This window comes from Flavobacterium sp. W20_MBD1_R3, from assembly GCF_052119725.1.
Classification (GTDB): domain Bacteria; phylum Bacteroidota; class Bacteroidia; order Flavobacteriales; family Flavobacteriaceae; genus Flavobacterium.
Window position 1 is genome coordinate 50,336 of sequence record NZ_JBGQOR010000007.1, and the last position, 24,901, is coordinate 75,236.

Consider the following 24,901-nt stretch of genomic DNA (forward strand, 5'->3'; position numbering starts at 1 on the left):
AATTTTTACATCGAGATGGGATTATTTATTTTAAAAAGCAATTGAAACTTTATTTTAAACCCGCCAAACTGTGCTCGATGGTTTCAATTTTTGCCAAAGCATCGGCTTCTTTTTGTCTTTCATTGGCTAAAACTTTCTCTGGCGCACCAGCTACAAATTTCTCGTTTGCCAATTTGTTTTGAACGGATTTCAAGAAACCTTGTGTGTACACTAATTCAGTCGTAAGTTTAGCAATTTCAGCTTCTACGTCGATATTTCCGGTTATTGGAATGAAATATTCATTCGATTTTACACGGAAAGACAAAGCACCATCTACTTTATCTAAAACATATTCTAGTAAAGTCAGATTTCCTAATTTAGTAACCACCGAATCGAAATAAGCCGAAGCATTGTCATTGTTAACAATTTTTAACTCAATTGCGTCTTTAAATGGGATGTTTTTATCTTTACGAATCGTTCTAATTCCGGAAATTACTTCCATTGTGTTTTCGAAATCAGTAATTAATCCCGCATTAAAAGGTTTCATTTCTGGCCAAGTCGAAACGATTAAGGCTTCTTCCGGAGTTCTTTCGGCAAGAATTTGCCAAATTTCCTCAGTAAGGAATGGCATAAACGGATGCAATAATTTCAAGTTGTTTTCCAGCATTGTTATGGCTTTCGCCAAAGTAACGCTGTCAATTGGCTGCTGGTATGCCGGTTTAATCATTTCAAGGAACCAAGAACAGAAATCATCCCAAACCAATTTATAAATTGCCATTAAAGCATCAGAGATTCTATATTTCTCAAAATTATCTTCAATTTCCAGAAGTGTTTGTTGCAATTTGGCTTCATACCATTCAATCGCAACTTTGGAGGATTCCGGTTGTGGAATAGCGTCTGAAACTTCCCAACCTTTTATCAGTTTGAAGGCATTCCAGATTTTATTGGTAAACGCTTTTCCCTGATTACACAATTCCTCATCAAACATAATATCATTTCCTGCTGAAGCGCTCAAAAGCAATCCAACACGAACTCCATCAGCACCAAATTTTTCAATTAAATCTAGAGGATCTGGTGAATTTCCGAGTGACTTAGACATTTTCCGACGTTGTTTGTCCCGAACCAAGCCCGTCAAATATACGTTGGTAAATGGTTTTTTATCAGTGTATTCATAACCCGCAATGATCATTCTCGCTACCCAAAAAAACAAAATATCTGGACCTGTAACTAAATCATTGGTAGGATAATAATATTTAAAATCTTCATTTTCCGGATCCATAATTCCGTTAAAAACAGACATTGGCCACAGCCAGGAAGAAAACCAAGTATCTAAGGCATCAACATCTTGAGTTAGGTTTTGGATGGTCAGGTTTTGGTTATTAGTCTTTTTCTTTGCTAGTTCTAATGCTTCTTCGATAGATTCAGCAACAACAAAATCTTCTTTTCCATCACCATAGAAATAGGCTGGAATTTGTTGTCCCCACCATAATTGACGAGAAATATTCCAATCCCGAATGTTGTTTAACCAATGTGCGTAAGTGTTATTAAAACGAGCAGGATGCAATTTAATTTCTCCATCGACTAAAACTGCTTTTATGGCAGGTTTTACTAAATCTTCCATTTTTAGAAACCATTGGTCTGACAATCGAGGCTCGATTACAGCCTTAGTTCTTTCGGAAGTTCCTACTTTGTTCAGATGAATTTCTGTTTTTGTTAAAGCTCCAATCGTTTCTAATTCTTTGGCAATAGCCTCACGAACTACAAAACGATCTTGTCCTTGGTAATGTAATCCAAAACTATTTAAAGTGGCATCTTCGTTGAAAATATCAATAATTTCAAGATTATGTTTCTCACCTAATGCTTTGTCATTCATATCGTGCGCCGGAGTCACTTTCAAACATCCCGTTCCAAATTCGATATCAACATATTCATCTTCAATAATTGGAATTACTCTTCCACAAATAGGTACAATCGCTTTTTTGCCTTTTAAATGAGCAAAACGTTCGTCATTTGGATTAATACAAATGGCACTATCGCCAAAAATAGTTTCCGGACGCGTTGTTGCTATTGTCAGGAAGTCTTCACTTCCTTCTATTTTATATTGTATGTAATATAACTTTCCTTGTTGTTCTTCATAAATAACTTCTTCGTCAGACAAAGTCGTTTTGGCTTCCGGATCCCAATTAATCATGCGATACCCTCTATAAATTAACCCTTTGTTGTATAAATCAACAAAAGAACGAATTACAGCGGCTGACATGTCAGGATCCATTGTAAATTTAGTTCGTTCCCAATCACAAGAACAGCCTAATTGTTTGAGTTGTTCCAGAATGACTCCGCCGTACTTATCCGTCCATTCCCAGGCATGTGCTAAAAATTCTTCCCTGGTTAAATCATTTTTATTAATTCCTTCGGCTTTCAATTTGGCAACAACTTTAGCTTCGGTTGCAATAGATGCGTGATCCGTTCCCGGAACCCAACACGCGTTGAAGCCTTTGAGTCGTGCTCTCCTGATTAACACATCCTGTATCGTATTGTTTAACATGTGTCCCATGTGCAAAACACCGGTAACATTAGGCGGAGGAATTACAATGGTATATGGTGTTCTATGATCTGGCTCTGAGTGAAAATAATTGTTTTTCATCCAGTAGTCATACCACTTGTTTTCAATAGTTTTGGCGTCGAATTGTGCAGGAATAGTCATGTTATTGTGGATCGTTTAATCATTAAATTCAATTATTTATTGATTAGGTTAAAAGAATAACCGACTCAATAAATAACCTTTTAGACTTTGGTCTGATATTTGTAATTATTGCAAAGCACAAAAGTAAATAATTAACTAGACTATAAAAAGGGAATTAAAAATTTGTGCATCAATTAAAACAAAGTATATTTACTTTAATGAATTTAAAAAAATGAAAATGAAAAAAACACTAGTTTTATTAGTATTCACATTAATTAGTTCGGTTGGATTTGCTCAAAATGGTGCTAAAATTGAATTTGCTGCAAAGGACAACACAATTGATTACGGAAAAGTTTCCAAAAACGATAATGGAACCCGCGATTTTATTTTTACTAATACTGGAAATGCACCATTGATTATTACAAACGTACTTTCTACTTGTGGTTGCACTGTGCCAACGAAACCAACTGAACCAATTATGCCAGGAAAAACCGGCAAGATAACGGTGAAATACAATATGGCTCCCGGACCAATTAGAAAAACAATTACGGTTGAATCAAATGCAGTGAATTATGATTCAGGTCGTGTTGCTCTTAAAATAAAAGGAGAAGTAGTATCTAATTAAACTTACAAAATAAAACACACAAAACGCTTCATGATATCCTTTGGAAGCGTTTTTTTTTAAAGAATATCCTGCAGCTGGAATCTGAATTTAAGTATTTGACTGTTTCTTTCTACTTCTAACGTTATCCATTTTTCCTCTTCTGATTTAAATAAAGAATTGATTTTTTGCAATGAATACTTGTAGGCTGATGCATTGTTGATCAAAATGATAATATCCCCTTTTTGTAACCCTGCGATCGCTGCTGGTGAATTTTTTCTAACATTTGCGATCTGATAAATTGGCTTTAAAAGGAATTTATACTTAAAGTCATTCATTACTTTAACCCTATCAGAAGCTGTATATTCCTCTGACAATGGAACGGTTGACATGCGAACAGTTTCTTGAATCCACTGCAATCCATTGTGTTGCACTTCAACTCCACTTTTATTGTATGTAAATGGATCTGAATAAAAATTATTTTTTTTTAGGTAAATTTCTTTTTTGGGATAATTAAAAATAACAGTAAATCTTTTCATGATTTCTCCTCCTACTGATCCCATCCTTCCCGGAACTAAAGTTGCATTTCTCATGGAACTAGAATCTGGAAAAGCTACAATTGGATTCTCAAAAACAAACTGATTAATTGCAAATTTTTGAATTTTAGCTCTTTTTCCTTCAACATCACCGCTAAAGCCTCTACCCAAAAAATCAGCAAAGTTTTTCGGAGGAACTTTTATAAATTTTGATTGATCTTGAAACAACCATACCGCATCACTATTGCCAATATCCAGCAATAATTTAACCTCCAGCTCTTTATTATTTAAAAATACGGTACTCTTTAAGTAGGGTTTTGATTTTTCGATTGAGACTGGAAAAGTTTTAAACTTTTTTTGGATTCTTTTTCTATTTTTATCCGCTTCTCGGTAAACAAAAACTCTTTTTTTGGTATAGTTGATTTCAACTAGATTATTTCTAAAAAACTGAAACCCTATAATTCCGTTTACAGGAATCCCGATGTGAGAAGACAAGTTAAAATCTGGATCTAGAACAATATAAAGAACATGATCTGTATCTGACATATTCTCGACTTGTAGCAAATTTCCAGTAGATTTTAAACCCTCTACTGCTTCCTGACTGCCTAATCCGCGGAGTAATATTTTTTCGGCATTAAAAAACCGAACTTCTTTTTTTTCTTCTAAACTAAATAAAATGGTTTCTTCAACACCAGAATCCAGTAGAAAATTCAACTCAACACCATTCACTTTTATAGGAAGAATTACTAAGTTGTTAATGAACTTAAAAGGCACACTAATTTTATCACTGTTTTTATCAAACTGGAATCCTTCTTGCGCTAAAACACAAGTTCTTAAAAGGACTAAAAAAATAAAAATAGCTGCTCGCATCATTATTCTAGCTTTCCATAAAATTACTAAAAATATTAAACAAAACCATATTTTAGTTATTATATAGGAGTGTTTTTTAGGATAAATTCGAAAAAAAAATCGCAAATTTGCAATTCAACAATTTACAACTATGCCAACAATATCAAATAAAGGCAAACAAATGCCTGAATCACCAATACGAAAATTGGTTCCCTACTCAGAAATCGCAAAGAAAAAAGGACACAAAGTATACCATTTAAACATTGGTCAACCCGACATCAGAACACCTGAAGTCGCTATGAATGCTGTTAAAAACATAGATCTTACTATTTTAGAATACAGCCACTCGGCAGGAAATGAAAGCTACAGAAAAAAACTAGCCGCTTATTATACAAATCAAGGAATTCCAGTAAATATTGAAGATATTATTATCTCAACGGGAGGATCTGAAGCACTAATGTTTGCCATGGGTAGCACGATGGATCATGGTGATGAAATTATCATTCCAGAACCGTTTTATGCAAACTATAATGGCTTTTCAACAGCATCAGGCGTTACGGTAGTCCCAGTAATCTCTAAAATAGAAACTAGTTTTGCCTTACCTGCAGTTGCTGATTTTGAAAAACTGATTACTCCAAAGACAAAAGCAATCTTAATTTGTAACCCAGGAAATCCTACTGGTTATTTGTATTCGAAAGAAGAAATCATGCAATTGGCTGCATTAGTCAAAAAACATGATTTGTTTTTGATCTCTGACGAAGTATACCGTGAATTCACTTATGATGGTGATGTTCATTATTCGGTAATGAACGTTCCTGGGCTTGAAGAACATGCCATTATGATTGATTCTGTTTCAAAAAGATACAGCATGTGCGGTGCCAGAATAGGCTGTATTGTTTCAAAAAACAAAGAAGTTATGACCACTGCAATGAAATTTGCGCAAGCAAGACTAAGCCCACCAACGATTGAACAAATTGCAAGTGAAGCAGCTCTTGATACTCCGCAAAGTTACTTTGATGAAGTGATTTCAGAATACAGAGAACGCAGAGACACTTTGATTGAAGAATTAAATAATATTGAAGGCGTAATTGTAAGCAAACCAAAAGGAGCTTTTTATTGTATTGCTCAGCTTCCAGTAGACAATGCAGATGCTTTTGCAAAATGGCTCCTAGAAAGCTATGACTTTGAAGGCGAAACCGTAATGGTAGCTCCTGCTGCAGGTTTTTACTCTACTCCGGGAATGGGTTTGAATCAAGTTCGTATCGCTTATGTTTTAAAGAAACAAGACTTGATTACTGCGGTAAGAATACTAAAAGCAGCAATTCCTGTTTACAACGCAAGCCAAAAATAAGCATAAAGAAATACGATACTTTAATTTTACCACTATTATGAAGTGCGTTATATTAGAAAAGGCAATAGCGAACGCGTTATTGCCTTTTCTTTTTTTATTCGAAAAAAAAAAATGACGACATAATAGGAATCGATAAAGTAGTCTTAAATAGTGGAAGCGATAGAAATTCTTTAATTTTTATTATTTATCTTTACCACCTAAATATTTATACCAACAATAATAGTTGCTTTTAATGATAAAAAACGAAGAATTCCAAGACGAAATAGGGGACAACCATATTAGTTTATCCGCAAAAAATCCAGTAAGAGATGATGCTTTTGACATTTCTGATGATGATAAAATTGAAAAAATAAAAAAAGACGTTGAGCGTATTCTAAGCACACTTGGGATGGACTTGACTGATGATAGTTTAAAAGGCACACCCAATCGTGTAGCCAAAATGTTTGTGAAGGAAATTTTTGGAGGATTAAATCCTGATAAAAAACCAAAAGTTTCAACTTTTGAAAACAATTACAAGTATGGCGAAATGTTAGTTGAAAAAAACATAATCGTTTACTCTACCTGCGAACATCACTTACTGCCAATAATAGGAAGAGCGCATGTTGCTTATATATCAAACGGAAGAGTTGTGGGCCTATCGAAAATGAATCGCATCGTGGAATATTATGCTAAGAGACCTCAGGTTCAAGAACGTTTGACGATGCAAATTGTTCAGGAATTACAAAAAGCATTGGGAACAGATGATGTTGCTTGTGTTATTGATGCCAAACATCTTTGCGTTAATTCAAGAGGAATCAGTGATATTGAAAGTAGCACTGTAACATCGGAATTTGGTGGAAAATTTAAAGATGCACTAACTCGCAGAGAGTTTTTGGATTATATTAAATTAGAAACAAAATTTTAAAATAAAAATAAATTTCATTATTAGCGATAAAGCTATAGCCCTGATTGTAGTGAAAATCCTTTATTCGTTTTTTAACGAATAAAGATTGCAACGTAAAGCAGGAAAAAGCTCCAAAAAAAAATAAAATGTCATTATACAGTAGTCAAAATCTGAAAATATACAATTCACTTTCAGGAGAAAAAGAGATATTTACGCCTATTCATGAAGGAAATGTGGGGATGTATGTTTGTGGGCCTACGGTTTACAGCAATGTACATCTTGGAAACGTGCGTACTTTTATGTCTTTTGACGTGATATTTAGGTATTTTCTTCATTTAGAATACAAAGTGCGTTATGTTCGAAATATTACTGATGTGGGGCATATTGTGGATGATGTGGATGAAGGCGAAGATAAAATTGCCAAAAAAGCACGTTTAGAACAACTAGAACCGATGGAAGTAGTGCAACGCTACACGATAGATTTTCATAATATTTTAACTGCATTTAACTTTTTGCCGCCAAGTATTGAACCAACGGCAACGGGTCATATTGTAGAACAAATTGAAATTATAAAGACCATTATTGACAAAGGAATTGGTTATGAAGTAAATGGATCTGTTTATTTTGATGTGGTTAAATTCAATAAAACCAATCATTACGGGCGATTAAGCGGCCGTAATATTGAGGACATGCTTGCCAATACCCGTGATCTTGATGGCCAAAGTGACAAGAAAAATCCACAGGACTTTGCCTTATGGAAAAAAGCAGAAACGCAGCACATTATGCGTTGGCCTTCCCCTTGGAGTGACGGTTTTCCGGGATGGCATTTAGAATGTACCGCAATGAGCACCAAATATTTAGGTAATCATTTTGACATTCACGGAGGCGGAATGGACCTGAAGTTTCCACATCATGAATGCGAAATTGCACAGAACGAAGCTTGTACTGGCCAAACTCCTGTAAACTACTGGTTACATGCCAATATGCTGACTTTGAACGGTAAAAAAATGGCGAAATCTACGGGAAATAATATTTTGCCGCGAGAAATATTGACTGGAGAAAACACCATTTTGAGTAAAGCTTTCTCCGCATCGGTAGCCCGATTTTTTATGTTGCAGGCGCATTACAGAAGTATTCTAGATTTTTCTGACGATGCCATAGTTGCTGCCGAAAAGGGATACAAACGATTGATGGAAGCGATGAACTCCTTAAAAGAAATTAATGCTGGCGCAAAAAGCACGATTGATGTTTCAGCATGGAAACAATCCTGCTATGATGCGATGAATGACGATTTTAACACGCCAATTTTAATTGCGCAGTTGTTTGAAGGCGTGCGTTTTGTCAATTTACTAAAGGATGCTAAAGAGACTTTGAACACTGATGACTTGAGCAATTTTGCAAAAGCAATGCACGCATTTGTATTTGACGTTCTTGGACTGGAAGAAGAGAAAATTTTGCATAGCAATAACGACAAGTTAGAAGGAACAGTAAATATGCTTATTGAAATGAGAAAGCAGGCCAGAGACAATAAGAATTTCGCCTTGTCCGATCAAATTAGAGACCAACTGATTGCTTTAGGAATTCAATTGAAAGACGGTAAAGAAGGAACAACTTTTAGCGTTTGATATTTCATTTACTGGATCAACGCAAAATTTCAACTATTAAAATATGATTTCTAAATTCCTCATATTTCCTTTTGTACTATTAGTCAGATTTTATCAAGTTGCGATTTCTCCGTTTACACCTTCTGCATGCAGATTTGAGCCTACTTGTTCATCTTATATGATTGAAGCTTTACGTATTCACGGTTTGTTTTACGGAGGTTTTTTGGGGATAAAACGTATTTTGAGTTGCCATCCTTGGGGAAAAACCGGCTATGATCCTGTTCCAAAAAAAACATGCAATCACAAACATTAACTTTTTATGAGTATAAATGTACTTTAAAACTCTATTTTTACGACTAATAAACAAATTTAACACCAAATGACACACGCTTTAAACATCGTCTGGAATCCATCAGAAGGAATCGATTTAGGCTTTTTTATCATTCGATATTACAGCTTAATGTTTGTAATTGCTTTTGGATTGGGCTGGTATATCATGAAGAATATATTTGAACGTGAAGGTGAATCAATAGAAAAACTAGATTCTTTATTCATTTGGACAGTACTAGCAACCTTACTTGGTGCGCGTTTGGGTCACGTTTTCTTTTATGATTGGGAATATTATCGCAATCACTTATTGGAAATTTTGTTGCCAATTCGAGAAAATCCAAACGAAACAATTTTTTATATAATAAAAGGATGGGAATTTACCGGCTATCAAGGCCTGGCAAGTCATGGTGCTGCTATTTCAATTATAATTGCCATGTATTTCTACAGCAAAAATATATTAAAAAAACCGCAGTTGTGGATTTTAGACCGTGTGGTAATTCCTGTTGCAAGTGGCGCTATTTTTGTGAGGTTAGGTAATTTTTTCAATTCGGAAATTATAGGACACGAAACTACTTCCTCCTTTGGAATAAAGTTCTTGAAAGATCACTTTAGCCCAATGGACGCAGTCAATGCGACACAAATACCTAATCCTACGGCTGCATACTCAGCTATTGCTAACGATCCTAAATTTGCTTCCTTATTAGAGCAAGTTCCCACTAGACATCCTACGCAATTATACGAAGCATTTTGTTATGTTTTTGTCTTTGTAATTTTGTTTTTCTTATATTGGAAAACCGAGAAAAGAAGATATACTGGATTTATCTTTGGAATGTTCCTACTGCTTTTATTCACTGTACGTTTTATTGTTGAATCAGTGAAAGAAAGTCAAGGTGGTTTTGAAAGTGCATTAGGCCTATTTTCAACAGGACAATGGTTGAGTATTCCATTTATATTAATAGGACTGTATTTCATATTTACAGCAGAAAAAGAAATAACGAATTAAAAAGTACTCATCAAAAAAAAAGCGTTAGCCACTTTTTAGTAGCTAACGCTTTTTTTATAGCGAGAATAAAACACCAAAATCAATATTTTTTGTATTATATCCTGAATTATTTTTATACAAACCAGCATTAGAAATATGACGAACAGTAGGTCTAATATCAAAAACCACTTTGTTTATTCTGAAAGTAAACCCTAGTGCTAGAACATCTGCAAAAGCAAAACCTTTAGACAAACGCTCCGTCTCATTATCTATAATCATAGGTCCTATACTTGCTAACACATAAATTGAAGCCGATTTGAAGACCGGCTTCCGCATTAGCAATCCAATATTAAAAACATATTCTTTTACATCTTTTAGTGTTGTATATTTCTCCCGTTTTTCAATATAATTTGGTTCATCAGGTTCTACGAAATACAAATTTAAGAGTTGGTGTGTCGCAAAATTAAGCTCTGGCTGTAGCACTATTTCGTATTTGAAGTTCTTTGACTCTTTTATCTTGGAATAAAATTGCAACTTAAAACTCTGATTGGCATACGTATAATTACGGTTTTTAAATTCACTCCCTAATCCAAACGAAAACCCTAATTGTGTTTTATTCACTTTATCTTGAGCATAAAATGGAATTAAACCACAAATACAAATTGCAATAAAAAGTATTTTCTTAAACATAAAAATTAAGTTTTAAAACGCATCTGACCTTTCTACATTACTGTTAAGTTACTACATAAATTTTGACTTACACTTATAGATAAAAAAAAAGAGATTCAACTTTCGCTGAATCTCTTTTTTGTATCAATAAAAACTACTTCTAGCTTTCTAAATGCGCTTGTTCTACTCTTTCTTTATCTTCTTTTGAAATTGTATCTACCAATATTGGCGTTGCAATAAACAATGAAGAGTAAGTACCAACTATGATACCAACTAACATGGCGAAGATAAATCCTCTAATAGACTCTCCACCAAAAATAAACATAATCAACAAAACCATAATCATTGTTAATGACGTATTAATTGTTCTTGACATCGTTGTATTAATAGATTGGTTTACGATGTCAGAGAAAGAACCTTTAGTTTTTCCGGCTAAATATTCCCGAACCCTATCAAAAACAATTACAGTGTCATTCATAGAATAACCAATAACCGTAAGAATCGCTGCAATAAAGTGCTGGTCTATTTCCATACCAAAAGGCATGAATTTATAACATAAGGAATAAATTCCTAAGACAAAAATAACGTCATGCGCCACAGCAGCAATAGCTCCCAAACTATATTGCCATTTTCTATAACTGATCATCAAGTATAAAAACACAATAGCCATTGCACCTAATACAGCCCAATACGCATTCGTTTTAATATCCTCAGCTACTGTTGGTCCAACTTTTGAAGCTAGTACTATACCGTATTTTTTACCTTCGTAAGCATTCACAAATTTATTATACGTTAAATCAGCAGAAAAATGCTTTTTCAAATTATCATATAATAATTTATTTACTTCTTCATCTACTTTTAATCCAGACTCTTCGACTTTATATTTTGTCGTTATTTTTAATTGATTATCGTTACCAAAAACTTTTACTTCAGCACTACCATCAAAAACTTCACCTAATTCTGCTTTTACAATTTCTGTTTCGATTGGTTTTTCAAAACGTACTTGGAATGTTCTTCCTCCTACAAAATCAACACCTTCGTCAAGACCGTTAATTGCTAGTGAACTAAAACTAATTACAACGATGATACTAGACAATAAATAAGTCCATTTTTTGGCACCAAGGAAATTGAAATTAAAGTTAACAAACAAATTTTTAGAAAAATTAGTAACAAATGTCAAATTGTTCTTCTTGCTGATATTCCAGTCAATAAATATTCTTGCTATAAAAATTGAAGTGAATAATGACGTTATAATACCAATCAATAAAGTGGTAGCAAATCCTTTAATTGGTCCAGATCCAAAAATAAACAACACGGCTCCAGTCAAAATATGCGTTACATTGGCATCAGTAATAGAAGACATTGCACCTCTCCAGCTATAAGAAGTTTTAACAGCTTCTTCTAGTGTTTTACCGGCCCGTAATTCTTCTTTTGCTCTTTCATAAATAATGATATTCGCATCTACTGCGGTTCCCATTGTCAAAACAATACCAGCAATACCAGGTAAAGTTAAAACAGCTCCAATACTTGCTAGAATTCCAAACAAGAAAAGTAAGTTAACTGCTAATGCAATATTAGCAAACCAACCTGCTTTACCATAATAAATCATCATCCATAGTGATACTAACAGTAATCCTATCAATGCAGAATCAGTTCCGTTATCAATAGCTTCTTGGCCTAGGGATGGACCTACTACCTCTGATTGAACGATATCAGCTGAAGCAGGAAGTTTACCCGCTCTCAAAACATTAGCTAAATCTTTAGTTTCTGTAACATCAAAAGCTCCTGATATTTCAGATCTACCTCCTGAAATTGGACCACTAGAAACACCCGGTGCTGAATACACTACATCATCAAGAACAATCGCAATATTACTTTTTTGAGTGTACGCCTTACCAGTTAATTCTTCCCAAGCTTTTGCACCTTGACCATTCATCTGCATTGAAACCGCTGGTTTACCTGATTGGTCAAAAGTATCTTTTGCATCAGTAACTACACCACCAGCCATTGCAGGTACGTTATCTCTGTTGCCTTTTAAAGCATATAATTCTACAGCTTCAACATCTTTTGCTTTATCGTCTTTGATTGTCAATGGTTTTCCCCAAACAAATTTAGCATAACGTTGATCTGCAGCCAATAAAATTCTTATGTCTGCTCTTTTTAAATACCCGTTTACAGTAGCAGTATCTTTTGGAGAGAAGAGACCTAAAACAGGGCCTCCGCCTTGCCCAATAATTTTATCAAATAAAGGATTATTACCCTTTTCTGTAGTAGCAGAATCTTTACCATCAGAAAGTAAAGCACTAAGTGAATCTTTAACAACCGGTTTAACTTCAGTTGTATTTATTTCAGTTTTTTTTAATGACTCATTAGCTGCCATTAAAAAGTTACCAATTTCTTCAATCTTATAGGTCTCCCAGAATTCTAATTGAGCAGTACTTTGTAATAATCTTTTGATTCTGTCTACATCTTTAGCACCAGGAAGTTCTACTAAAATTCTTCCAGTTTCTCCTAATTTTTGGATATTAGGTTGTGTAACACCAAATTTGTCGATACGCTCTCTTAAAACACCAAAAGCACTTTCTACAGACTCGTCAACTTTTCTTTTAATAACTTTTTCAACCTCAGCATCTGTCATTTGGAAATTCACGCCACCTTCACCTTGCAGACTTCTATTCGCAAAAATATCAGGCGAAGCTAACTTTACAGATCCTTTAGAATTTGATTCGAAAGCATCAAAAAATGCATCAAGATAAGTTTGATTACCTTTAAGATTTGCAGTTGCATCAGCTAATGATTTATTGAAAACTGGATTTTTAGAATCATTTGATAAACCCTTTATTATATCTTTAACAGAAATTTGAAGTATAACATTGATACCACCTTCTAAGTCTAAACCTTTATTGATCTGCTTATCGCTTACCTCATTAAAAGTAAAGTTAGTAAACCCTAGGTTAAATACTTTTTCTTTACTGATTGAATCTAAATATCTAGCTTCTTTATCAGGATTTCCACCAGCAAAAGATTTTGCATCATTTTTTATCTTGTTTGCGACAAAAGTGAACGAAAGTTGGTAAATACTGACCAACGCAAATAGAATTGCGAAAAATTTAATAAGTCCTTTATTCTGCATTATTACTAAAAATTAATTATTTTATATTTATTTATTTTTGCTTTAAACCCTATACTACAACAACTTATACTCTTTTACAACCTTAAAGAAGAGTATTTTATGCTGCCTCATTTTTTTTAAACCGAGCAAATATATAATTAACGCTAAGATTAACCAATTTATTTATAGATTAATCTCAAGAAAAAGACTGCAATGATGCAGTCTTCTCTTTTTTATTTGTAAATTTTTATACCAAAATCGATTTTAAAGCGTCATTCATTTGTCTAACAGCTGCTGCACTTTTAGCAAATAAGGCTTTTTCAGCTTCATTTAGTTTAATGTCAAGAATTTCTTCGACTCCATTTTTACCAATAATACATGGAACACCAATACAAATATCATCTTGACCATATTCTCCTTCAACAAAAACAGAACAAGCAATCATTTTCTTTTGGTCATTCAAAATACTATCCACTAAGAAAGCAACTGATGCTCCTGGCGCATACCAAGCTGATGTTCCCAGAAGTCCTGTAAGTGTAGCTCCGCCAACCATAGTATCTGCAGCTACTTTTTGCAATTCGTCTTCTGATAGAAATTGCGAAACCGGGATCCCATTGTAAGAAGCCAATCGTGTCAAAGGAATCATAGTAGTATCACCATGTCCACCAATAACCATCGCTGAAATATCATTAGCTGGTTTGTTTAATGCCAAAGACAAATACGTTCTGAAACGAGAACTGTCTAATGCTCCTCCCATACCTATTATTCTACTTTTTGGTAATCCAGTAGATTTTAATGCCAAATATGTCATTGTATCCATAGGATTAGAAACCACTACTATGATAGTGTCTGGTGAGTGCTTCAATACATTTTCAGCAACTGTTTTCACAATTCCTGCATTGATTCCTATTAATTCTTCCCGAGTCATTCCCGGTTTTCTTGGAATCCCTGATGTAATTACCACTACATCACTTCCTGCTGTTTTTGAATAATCATTAGTAACGCCTACTACTCTGGTATTAAAACCCGTATTAGTAGCACATTGCATGATATCTAATGCTTTACCTTCAGCAAAACCTTCTTTTATATCTAATAACACTACTTCGCTGGCAATTCCTCTATAAGAAATCACATCCGCACATGTCGCTCCTACATTTCCTGCTCCTACAATGGTAACTTTCATATTTTAAAGTTTATTCGGTTATTTATTAATTTTTGTGGTTATTCGATTTTCTATTATTTGATTGGGCATTTCGTATAACCGATTTATAACCAATCAAATAAATTTTTTAATTATGCATCAATATTTGCATAAACTGCATTTTTCTCAATAAACTCTCTTCTTGGTGGCACCTCATCACCCATTAACATTGAGAAAACTCTATCGGCTTCCGCCAAACTATCAATAGTTACCTGGCGAAGGGTTCTAAAACTTGGATCCATTGTAGTTTCCCACAATTGTTCTGCATTCATCTCCCCAAGACCTTTGTATCTTTGTATTCCTGCGCTTCCGCCCATTCTTGCATTTGCTAAATCTCGTTCGGCATCACTCCACGCATATTCTTTCTTATTTCCTTTTTTAACTAGATATAAAGGTGGTGCTGCAATATACACATGCCCTTGTTCTATTAATTCTTTCATAAATCGGAAGAAAAACGTCAAGATTAATGTGGCAATGTGACTACCATCGACATCGGCATCACACATAATAATTACTTTATGGTAGCGTAATTTTTCAATATTTAGTGCTTTACTATCTTCAGCAGTTCCAACTGTAACTCCAAGTGCAGTAAAGATATTTCGAATCTCTTCGTTTTCAAAAACTTTGTGATGCATTGCTTTTTCTACATTCAAAATCTTACCACGTAAAGGCAAAATTGCTTGAAACATACGATCGCGTCCTTGTTTTGCTGTTCCACCTGCCGAATCTCCCTCGACAAGGTATACTTCACATTTTGCCGGATCTTGCTCGGAACAATCTGATAATTTTCCTGGCAATCCACCGCCACCCATTACGGTTTTGCGCTGTACCATTTCACGGGCTTTTTTAGCAGCATGACGCGCTTGTGCCGCAAGAATTACTTTTTGAACAATGATGCGGGCATCATTTGGATTTTCTTCCAAATAATTTTCAATCATTTCGCTCACCGCTTGACTTACCGGAGAAACAACTTCTCTGTTTCCAAGTTTGGTTTTAGTTTGTCCTTCAAATTGTGGCTCCTGAACTTTTACAGAAATAATAGCCGTTAATCCTTCACGGAAATCATCTCCCGAAATATCAAATTTCAGTTTGTCTAACATTCCGGATGCATCTGCATATTTCTTTAAAGATCTCGTAAGACCAGTTCTGAAACCTTGTAAATGTGTTCCTCCTTCGTGTGTATTGATATTATTAACGTAAGAAAAAATATTCTCGGTATAACTAGTGTTATAAATTAACGCTACTTCTACTGGAATTTCTCCTTTTTCATGATCCATAGAAATTACATGTGCAATTATTGGTTCACGATTTCCGTCCAAGTATCGAATGTATTCCTTTAAACCTTCATCAGAATGAAACACTTCGGAAACAAAATTCCCATCTTTATCTAATTCTCTTTTGTCAGTGAATGTGATAGTAATTCCCTTGTTCAAATATGACAGCTCCCGCATACGAGCAGATAATGTATCGTAAGCAAATTCAGTTGTTTGTGTAAATATACTTGGGTCCGGATAAAAAGTAACAATCGTTCCTCTTTTTGTAGTTTCACCAATTTGCTTTACTGGATATAGTGCTTTTCCTTTTTCGTATTCTTGTTCGTACACTTTTCCGTCGCTACTGTGAACAGTTGCGCGCAAATGGTTTGACAATGCATTTACCACCGAAACTCCAACACCGTGTAGTCCACCAGAAACTTTATAGGAATCTTTATCAAACTTTCCTCCTGCACCAATTTTAGTCATTACAACCTCTAATGCAGAAACACCTTCTTTTTTATGAATCCCTACCGGAATACCACGTCCATTATCTTCAACAGATACAGATCCATCTTCATTAATATCGACTATGATTGTATCACAATGACCTCCCATTGCCTCATCGATAGAGTTATCTACAACCTCATACACTAAATGATGCAGTCCTCGAACACCCACATCTCCAATATACATCGATGGACGCATTCTAACGTGCTCCATTCCTTCTAGTGCCTGAATACTATCTGCTGAATAACTGTCCTTCTTGATTTCTTCGCTCATATATTTTATTCTAAAAAATGTAATTTTTGTCTAACACGCAAATATATAAAAACGCAAATTAGATAACCGTTAAATTCCCTTTTTAAGCCCTTAAGTTATTAACATTTGTTCATATATTTATAAAAAAATGCTCTCAAAATTGAGAGCGTTCTTCATTTATATAAAATCGAAAATATTGTTTCAAACTGCAACTCCATTTTTAGCAATTTCGGTATCGGACTGCACGTGTGCAGCATTAGCTCTTCCGCTTGGATCTTGATTTTCTTGCCATTTTGGAATCCACTTTCTAACCGTTTGTGCCGCACTTATTTGGGGATAATATTTATTAAATATCAACCTATAAAAATAAGCTTCTTTGGTAGTTGGTGTGTTGTAAGGAAATTCTTTTGGTGCTGTCGCTAATTGCTCATCTGTTACTTGTGTTGCGCAATAATCAATCAATTCCTCAATCCACCTGTATCCTACTCCATCCGAAAACTGTTCTTTTTGTCTCCACAAAACTTCTTGCGGTAGATAAGGGTTTTCAGGAGTATCAAATGCTTTCCTCAAAATATATTTTTCTTTTCCATCGTAGGTTTTTGGCATTTTTTCCTTGGCTTGGACACGTACGGCCAAATCTAAGAACGCTTTATCTAAAAAAGGAACTCGGGTCTCTAAACCGTGAGCCATAGTTGATTTATCGGCTCTTAACAAATCGGCAGTAAATAATTTTTGTACTCTTTCGATGGTTTCCTTTTGAAAATCTTCTGGTGATGGTGCATTTCTAAAATACAAATACCCGCCAAAAATCTCATCAGCTCCTTCTCCAGAAAGCACCACTTTAATACCCAAATCTGATATCGTTTTTGACAAGAAATACATAGGCGCACTTGCTCGTATTGAAGTTACATCATACGTTTCAAGATGCCAAATTAATTTATCTAAAATTTTAATTCCTTCTTCAACAGTGAAATAAACTTCATGATGTTCTGTTTCTAAAAATTCCGCTACTTTTCTGGCAGCGTGCACATCCGGTGCATCAGCATCTAAACCAATAGAAAAAGAATGCAATTTTTTGCCGCTTTCCGCCAATAATCTCGAAGCAATTGCCGAAGTCAATGAAGAATCTAATCCGCCCGAAAGCAATACTCCAATTGGCACATCGCTCATTAATCGTTTACGAGTGGCATTGATCAATGTTTCTCTGATTGATTCCAAATTTAATTCTTGATCAGCTTTTAAATAATCTTCGTATTCCGGTTTGTAATATTTTACAAAACCTGTTTTTGCTGTGTAGTAATGTCCTGGAGGAAAAGTAGAAAATGTTTTACATTGATCAGAAATTGATTTCATTTCAGAGGCGAAATAAATTCTCCCCCTTTCGTCTAAACCATAATACAACGGCTTCACTCCCATTGGGTCTCTTCCAGCGATAAAATCATCGCCATCAACCACCACAAAAGCCCAGTCTCCGTCCAGCATATTGCAAAAATCATAACCAAACTCTTCGTATAAATGCACGATAACCTCTGAATCTGATTTTGTTCTAAAAGTATGATTTTTCAAAATTCCATCTCTCAATTCCTGATGATTGTATATTTCGCCATTATGAACCATAGATGACGTTTTTGTACCTTGCAAAGGTTGTTTTCCAGAATGCAAATCGATTATTGATAACCTTTCATGACTTAAAATATGCCCTTTCTCAGTAACAAATAGGTCACTTTCATCAGGACCACGATGCATCATTCTTTTTGAAAGTTCCCCAAACAACTGCTCCTCTTTACCTCTTCCGATAATGGCTAATATTCCGCACATAACTCTGTATTTTTATTTTTTACAATTCCAAGTCGACAAATATGCAATAGCAGTTACAAACACAAAATACAATTGTGATATTTGGTTACTATTTAAAACAATAAAACATGTTTAACATCAAAAATGTAATTTAATCATCAAAAGAAACAAACCTTATGCAACAACTATAATCCACAAAGCGCTTCCATCTAATTATTTGACCTTCTGACCTTTTAAATAGGTATTACTTGGTTTCATTTTTACTATCATGTCTTCTTTCACCATAATTAAATCCTGATCAAACATCACAAAATCAGCCCATTTTCCAACTTCAAGACTTCCTTTTTCTTTTTCTTCAAAATTAGAATAAGCGGCCCAAATAGTCATCCCTCTTAAAGTTTCAACTCTGCTCAAAGCATTTTCCATTTGGAAACCACCTTTTGGATATTCCTTACTGTCTTTTCGAGCTACGGCAGCATGAAAAGTGAGCATCGGATTTACTTCTTCTACTGGAAAATCAGTCCCTAAAGCTACCATTCCAGCTTTTTGAAGTAATTTTTTATAAGCATAGGCATTTTTCATTCTTTCTTTCCCCAATCTGTCTTCAGCCCAATACATATCTGATGTGGCGTGAGTAGGTTGAACCGAAGGAATAATTCCAAATTTGAAATAATCAAAATCTTGTTCACGCAAAACTTGGGCATGCTCAATTTTCCATCTTCGGTCTTTTGTACCGGCCAAAACTTCTGCATAAATTTTCAAAATCACCGTATTTGCTGAATCGCCAATAGCATGTGTATTCAATTGAAAATCTGAAATAGCAATTTGTCTGGCTACGTCTTTTAATTCTGGAACTGGCGCTAACAAAGCGCCATATTGGCCTGGCTTGTCAGAATAAGGTTTGTGCATGCAAGCACCACGAGATCCCAAGGCGCCATCACCGTACATTTTAAAGGATCTAACATTTAGATTATCCGTTTTATAAATTCCTTTTTTTAGATATAAATCAATATTTTTTTGATTTGCAGTAATCATAGCGTACACATTAAGCTTCATCACCTTTGCTTTTTGTAAACTGTCCATCAAATGAATAATATCCGGATCCAATCCTGCATCATTTACAGTTGTCAAACCATAATCAAACATGACTTTTTCGGCATCCAACAAAGCGGCTATTTGTGTTTTACGCGTTGGTTTTGGAATTATTTTGAACACTAATTCCATCGGATTGTCTACTAAAATTCCCGTTGGCTCTCCGTTTGCAATTTCGATCTGACCGCCAACAGCTTTCGTATCCTTCGTAATTCCTGCTAGCTCCAAAGCCTTACTATTCACAATAATGGCATGACCGTCTATTCGATTTAAAACTACGGGGATATCAGGAAAAACAGCATCTAATTCTGCTTTTGTAGGATACTTTTTGACTTTCCAATCGTTTTGATCCCAACCATTTCCAACGATAAAGGTTGCATTTTTATCTTTTTGAAAAGCCTTTAAACGGATAATTATTTCGTCCATACCTTTGGTACCGCGCAAATCAGCTTCCTGCAAGCTTAACCCATAACTATAAAAATGGCAATGGGCATCAATCAAGCCAGGATAAATGAATTTCCCTTCCGCTTCTATTGTATTTTTAGATTCGTATTGTTTTGCAATTTCACGATTAGTACCAATAGCAACAATTTTTCCCTTGTCGATTGCCATAGCCGAAGCCTTCTCAAAAGAGTTATTGACCGAGTAAATCGTAGCATCTGTAATAATGGTGTCAACGGAAATTTTATTTTTTTGATCGCAGGAAATCAACAAAAACAAAGCAAGAAATAAAGTAATAGCTCTCATAATAAACATTTTAGTTCTGCTAATATAAAAAACTCCGAGTAATTAATTTAGACAATATGCAATTATCACGTTTTTTCAAATTTTAAACTTCGCGATAAATATATTTCTCATAAAAAAAACGCTCTCGAAAAGGAGAGCGTTTGTCTTTTTAAAAAATATTTTTTATTTGTGTTTATGCTTTTACATATGCATCATCATGCACACTAGCTACAGCTCTTCCGGATGGATCATTCATGTTTTTGAACGCTTCATCCCATTCTAATGCAATTTTTGTACTACACGCAACGCTTGCTTCTTGCGGAACACACAAAGCAGCTGCATCACTTGGAAAATGCTCATGAAAAATAGAACGATAATAATATTCCTCTTTTGAAGTTGGTGTTTGTAAAGGGAACTTGTATTTAGCATTTGCTAACTGTTCATCCGAAATTTCAACCGCTACCACTTCTTTCAAAGTATCAATCCAACCGTATCCTACACCATCACTAAACTGTTCTTTTTGTCTCCAAGCAACACTTGGCGGCAACATTTCTTCAAAAGCTTTACGAACTACCCATTTTTCCATTGGATGTTCTGCATTAATCATTTTATCTTGTGGATTAACTCGCATCGCTACATCCATAAATTCTTTATCTAAAAACGGAACACGCCCTTCAATTCCCCATGCTGCTAAACTTTTGTTCGCACGCAAACAGTCATACATGTGCAATTTACCTAATTTACGTACGTTTTCTTCGTGGAATTCTCTTGCGTTCGGCGCTTTATGAAAGTATAAATATCCTCCAAAAAGTTCATCTGCTCCTTCACCTGACAATACCATTTTGATACCCATTGATTTAATAACTCTCGCCATTAACCACATTGGTGTCGATGCTCTAATCGTAGTCACATCATACGTTTCTAAGTTGTAAATTACATCTTTAACCGCATCCAAACCTTCTTGAATAGTGAATTTAATTTCGTGGTGAATCGTTCCTATATGATCAGCTACAATTTGAGCCGCGGCTAAATCCGGAGAACCTTCCAATCCTACTGAGAAAGAGTGCAATTGTGGATACCAAGCATCGGCAACATCACCGGATTCAATACGTTTTTGCGCATATTTTTTGGCTACAGCCGAAGTAATAGAAGAATCTAAACCTCCTGAAAGCAATACTCCATAAGGCACATCGCTCATCAATTGTCTGTGAACCGCAGCTTCTAAAGCAACTTTAATTTCATCAATGCTGGTTACGTTGTCTTTAACGGCATCGTAATCTGTCCATTCTCTTTTATACCATTGTACAAATTCACCGTCTTTGCTCGTCATATAATGTCCTGGAGGAAACAATTGTATTTTGGTACAATAGCCTTCTAAGGCTTTCAACTCTGAAGCTACATAAAAAGTTCCGTGCTCATCCCAACCAATGTATAATGGAATAATCCCCATGTGATCACGAGCTACAAAATATTCGTCTTTTTCTACATCATAAATAGCAAATCCAAAAATTCCGTTCATTTCATCTATAAAATGAGGTCCTTTTTCTTTGTAAAGTGCTAGAATTACTTCGCAGTCACTTTCTGTTTGGAAGTTGTATTTTCCTTCAAATTGTTTACGCAATTCTCTGTGGTTATAGATTTCACCATTTGCAGCTAAAACAAGTTGCTTATCTTCACTGAACAACGGTTGCTTTCCTGAAGCAGGATCAACAATTGCCAAACGTTCGTGAGACAAAATTGCTTTTTCATTACTAAAAATTCCACTCCAGTCCGGTCCACGATGACGGATAATTTTAGACATTTCTAATACTTGCGGTCTTAAAACTTCCGCTTTTTGTTTTAAATCAAAGGCACATACTATTCCGCACATAACTATATATTTTTAATGTTTTGTTTATTTTGATAAGGCAAAGATGCAGTTATAGTTCTAATTGAAAAACACAAATGCTATTTTTAGTTATAAATTACAACCAAAAAATAGTATTTGTATTTAAAATGTAATTAAAAGAGAATAAAAAAGGAATCGAAGTTGTGGATTGTAAAAATGGAATAAAAAGTAGACAAATTTTATTCAATAGTCTGCACTAAATATTTCGTACCATTAATCTCAAAAGTAAAACCTTCTTGATTTCCCATGAGTTTATTTCCCAAAGGCGATTGTGGTGATAATGCGATAATATTGATTCCCTCGACATTAATTTTAGGAAGCGCCACACTCAAATACAAATAGATTCCGTTTGCTTTTACCAAACTCCCCACAATAATCGTTTCGGCAATTGCGGCGGCATCAATTTTGTCCAAAACTGTTTTTTGATCCAAAACTTCTCTCAATTTACGATTGAGTTTTTCCTGCTCAATATGCATCATTGATAAAGCGGTTTCGTGTTTGTCTCCGGCAGAACCTTTGGCATCGTTCTTAGAATCTTCGGTAAGCGCCACAATCATGTCTTTGAAAACATCGATTCTATCCTGAACTAATTGCAGATAATGAGTGTGTATTTTTTGTTTGAATGTCATCTGGGAAATTTAACCGCAAAGTACGCAAAGATTTTCGCAAGGTTCACAAAGAAATTCTATAAAAAAGCTCACAGCAAAATATTGAAAATTTAAAAAATAAAAACTTCATTTTCGTTGCGTAGAACTTTGCGTACTTTGCGCTAAAAAACCTTAAAAATCAAATTTATAGTTCACTCCAGCAATAACTTGAAGACCTTGAACAGGAGTATTCATCCATTTTTCATAAGATGTATTGGTGATATTGTTCGCTCTCAAGAAAGCGGTCAATCGGTCGCTGTATTTATAACCAATATTGGCATTGACATCAAAATATGATTTTAGAGTTACCGCAGCAGCATTAGCAGCAAAGTCAGTATTAATCTGAAGATCTTTTCGCTCGCCTACATAAAACACATTTGCACCAGCGAACCATTTTTCTGTGATATTAAAATCTAAGCTTGAATTTATTTTTATGGCTGGTAAGTTCCACGCTTCTTGCTGAAAATCATTAGTAAAACTGCTAAAACTCCCGTTGATTCCAAAAGTCACGTTCTTAGAAAAATCAGCTTTTACTTCTCCGAAAAAATTCAAAGTTCTCATATCGTCATACACTACCTGAAAGGAATTTCCATACGCATAATATTGATTAGCCGTATTTTCATTATAGTCATTGCTTTTAAACAAGGATTTATTACGCTCATTTATGTAAGAACCTCTAATGTTATAACTCACATTATTTGTCAATTTACCTTTTAATCCAGCAAAAACATCATACTGCTGATCCGTTGGTGCTATTCTCAATGTTGGTGATAAAAACGGATTTTCATCTACAAAATCTTGATAGGAATTTTGTTCCAAATTTCCTTCAGCACCTGCATAGAAAATCATCAAATCGCCAACAACTTTATAGGAAGCATTAAATTTTGGATATACATAAAAGGAATTATTGTTATTTTGATTGTCCATGCTATAAAAAATAGCAGCACCAATATTCAATGTCCAATTATCTTCCTGCATCACAAAACTTGGTGCTATTCCAAAATTTGTAACGCCGTATTTCATGGCTTCCGTATTTGTATTTAAATAATTTTTCTTAAAACTACCACTAACGTAATCTACGATTAAGTCTGTTTTCACTGCGCTGTCCATCACATCAAATTCAATGGTCGGCTTGGCATAGAACCTGTTTTCTGAAGAATCAAAAGCATCTGAAAAATGATTAAATTTCAGATTCATTTTATTAAAAAAACTTTCATTAAAAGCAACATTTCCGCCTAATGTCAGCGTGCTGTAGGATTGCTGTGGCCTAATTCCGCTGATCAATATTGCTCTGTCCTGAGGCACCAGCGTACTACCAAAGGCAGCAGGCAGACCATACCAATTATAAATCTGGTTTTGATATCCTAGATCCAGATTCCACGAAACCTCTTTCCGATTTGAACCGTACATCAAATCAATCGACGTGTCATAAAAACGATCGTCTAAAACTACATTTTTAATACCGCCTTGGGAGGAATGATGCCTAAACATCCCGCCAATATAATCTGTATCGCTAAGGTCATGATTTACAAATAATTCCCCTATGAAGGTTCCGTAATTTCCAACACCAAATGTGGCATAATTTTGAAACAAAACCGCTTCTTTTTCTTTATCCACGCCTGCTGCTTTTCCTTTTGAAGGAGTAAAGGTTGATGCTACCGGAAAGGAGAAAATAGTATATTTTACTGCTTCTTTTTTAGTGTTTTCCTCTTCGCCCAGCGACGGTATTTCTTTTACTTTAAAGGCATCGGAGATTGTAGGTGCGTATGATTTGACAACATTTACAGTTTCAGTACCTATTTGCTCTTTCTTTTGTGCAAACGAGGATTGAGCGAACAAAAGGAACAAAATCCCCACCCCTGCCCTGCCCGAAGAAAAGGGTGCCATGAATGTTACAAGCGTACTAATAAATGATGTTATTTTTTTATCTTTAAATGTCATGTCTTATTTTTTTAC

17 protein-coding genes are annotated in these 24,901 nt (G+C 34.8%); 6 read left to right on the forward strand and 11 right to left on the reverse strand.

Annotation, left to right across the window (positions count from 1 at the left end):
• Positions 1–49 precede the first annotated feature (49 nt).
• Positions 50–2,683, reverse strand: coding sequence for a valine--tRNA ligase (locus ACEN2F_RS10655; RefSeq protein ID WP_441738882.1), 2,634 nt, complete (start codon positions 2,681–2,683; stop codon positions 50–52).
• A gap of 217 nt (positions 2,684–2,900) precedes the next feature.
• Between ACEN2F_RS10655 and ACEN2F_RS10660 the strand changes: the two genes are divergently transcribed.
• On the forward strand, positions 2,901–3,287 hold the full coding sequence (locus tag ACEN2F_RS10660) for a DUF1573 domain-containing protein (protein WP_441738885.1): 387 nt from the start codon (positions 2,901–2,903) through the stop codon (positions 3,285–3,287).
• Between the two features lie 56 nt (positions 3,288–3,343).
• On the opposite strand, the gene ACEN2F_RS10665 is transcribed toward ACEN2F_RS10660, so the two are convergent.
• A complete protein-coding gene (locus ACEN2F_RS10665; protein ID WP_441738887.1) occupies positions 3,344–4,672 on the reverse strand; it encodes a PDZ domain-containing protein in 1,329 nt (442 codons plus the stop codon).
• 127 nt (positions 4,673–4,799) lie between these two features.
• Here ACEN2F_RS10665 and ACEN2F_RS10670 point away from each other — a divergent pair, with 127 nt between their 5' ends.
• The 5 genes from ACEN2F_RS10670 to lgt all read left to right on the forward strand — a co-directional run bounded on the left by ACEN2F_RS10670 (position 4,800) and on the right by lgt (position 9,819).
• Positions 4,800–5,999: a pyridoxal phosphate-dependent aminotransferase gene (locus ACEN2F_RS10670; RefSeq protein WP_441738890.1), complete on the forward strand. Its 1,200-nt coding sequence runs from the start codon at positions 4,800–4,802 to the stop codon at positions 5,997–5,999.
• 232 nt (positions 6,000–6,231) lie between these two features.
• Positions 6,232–6,903, forward strand: a complete 672-nt coding sequence (gene folE, locus ACEN2F_RS10675) for a GTP cyclohydrolase I FolE (protein WP_441738892.1) — start codon at positions 6,232–6,234, stop codon at positions 6,901–6,903.
• 125 nt (positions 6,904–7,028) lie between these two features.
• Positions 7,029–8,507 (forward strand): cysteine--tRNA ligase, encoded by a 1,479-nt coding sequence (gene cysS, locus ACEN2F_RS10680; RefSeq protein ID WP_441738894.1) that lies wholly within the window; start codon positions 7,029–7,031, stop codon positions 8,505–8,507.
• A gap of 43 nt (positions 8,508–8,550) precedes the next feature.
• Positions 8,551–8,799 (forward strand): membrane protein insertion efficiency factor YidD, encoded by a 249-nt coding sequence (gene yidD, locus ACEN2F_RS10685; RefSeq protein WP_441738896.1) that lies wholly within the window; start codon positions 8,551–8,553, stop codon positions 8,797–8,799.
• Positions 8,800–8,865: 66 nt separating this feature from the next.
• The gene (gene lgt / locus ACEN2F_RS10690; protein ID WP_441738899.1) at positions 8,866–9,819 is read left to right on the forward strand and encodes a prolipoprotein diacylglyceryl transferase; all 954 of its coding nucleotides are present in this window, start codon (positions 8,866–8,868) and stop codon (positions 9,817–9,819) included.
• 54 nt (positions 9,820–9,873) lie between these two features.
• Here lgt and ACEN2F_RS10695 read toward each other — a convergent pair whose 3' ends face one another.
• The 9 genes from ACEN2F_RS10695 to ACEN2F_RS10735 all read right to left on the reverse strand — a co-directional run bounded on the left by ACEN2F_RS10695 (position 9,874) and on the right by ACEN2F_RS10735 (position 24,832).
• Positions 9,874–10,488, reverse strand: a complete 615-nt coding sequence (locus tag ACEN2F_RS10695; RefSeq protein ID WP_441738902.1) for an acyloxyacyl hydrolase — start codon at positions 10,486–10,488, stop codon at positions 9,874–9,876.
• Positions 10,489–10,627: 139 nt separating this feature from the next.
• Entirely contained in the window at positions 10,628–13,600 is a 2,973-nt protein-coding gene (secDF, locus tag ACEN2F_RS10700; RefSeq protein WP_441738904.1) for a protein translocase subunit SecDF, read from the reverse strand.
• A 226-nt stretch (positions 13,601–13,826) separates the two neighbouring features.
• Positions 13,827–14,762, reverse strand: a complete 936-nt coding sequence (gene mdh / locus ACEN2F_RS10705; protein WP_441738907.1) for a malate dehydrogenase — start codon at positions 14,760–14,762, stop codon at positions 13,827–13,829.
• Between the two features lie 110 nt (positions 14,763–14,872).
• Positions 14,873–16,816, reverse strand: a complete 1,944-nt coding sequence (gyrB, locus tag ACEN2F_RS10710) for a DNA topoisomerase (ATP-hydrolyzing) subunit B (protein WP_441738909.1) — start codon at positions 16,814–16,816, stop codon at positions 14,873–14,875.
• Between the two features lie 180 nt (positions 16,817–16,996).
• Entirely contained in the window at positions 16,997–18,613 is a 1,617-nt protein-coding gene (asnB, locus tag ACEN2F_RS10715; RefSeq protein ID WP_441738912.1) for an asparagine synthase B, read from the reverse strand.
• Between the two features lie 192 nt (positions 18,614–18,805).
• The gene (locus tag ACEN2F_RS10720) at positions 18,806–20,431 is read right to left on the reverse strand and encodes an amidohydrolase (protein WP_441738914.1); all 1,626 of its coding nucleotides are present in this window, start codon (positions 20,429–20,431) and stop codon (positions 18,806–18,808) included.
• 172 nt (positions 20,432–20,603) lie between these two features.
• Positions 20,604–22,280, reverse strand: a complete 1,677-nt coding sequence (asnB, locus tag ACEN2F_RS10725; protein WP_165151742.1) for an asparagine synthase B — start codon at positions 22,278–22,280, stop codon at positions 20,604–20,606.
• 197 nt (positions 22,281–22,477) lie between these two features.
• A complete protein-coding gene (locus ACEN2F_RS10730) occupies positions 22,478–22,927 on the reverse strand; it encodes a hypothetical protein (RefSeq protein ID WP_441738917.1) in 450 nt (149 codons plus the stop codon).
• Positions 22,928–23,077: 150 nt separating this feature from the next.
• A complete protein-coding gene (locus tag ACEN2F_RS10735) occupies positions 23,078–24,832 on the reverse strand; it encodes a TonB-dependent receptor (protein WP_441739072.1) in 1,755 nt (584 codons plus the stop codon).
• Positions 24,833–24,901: the final 69 nt, after the last annotated feature.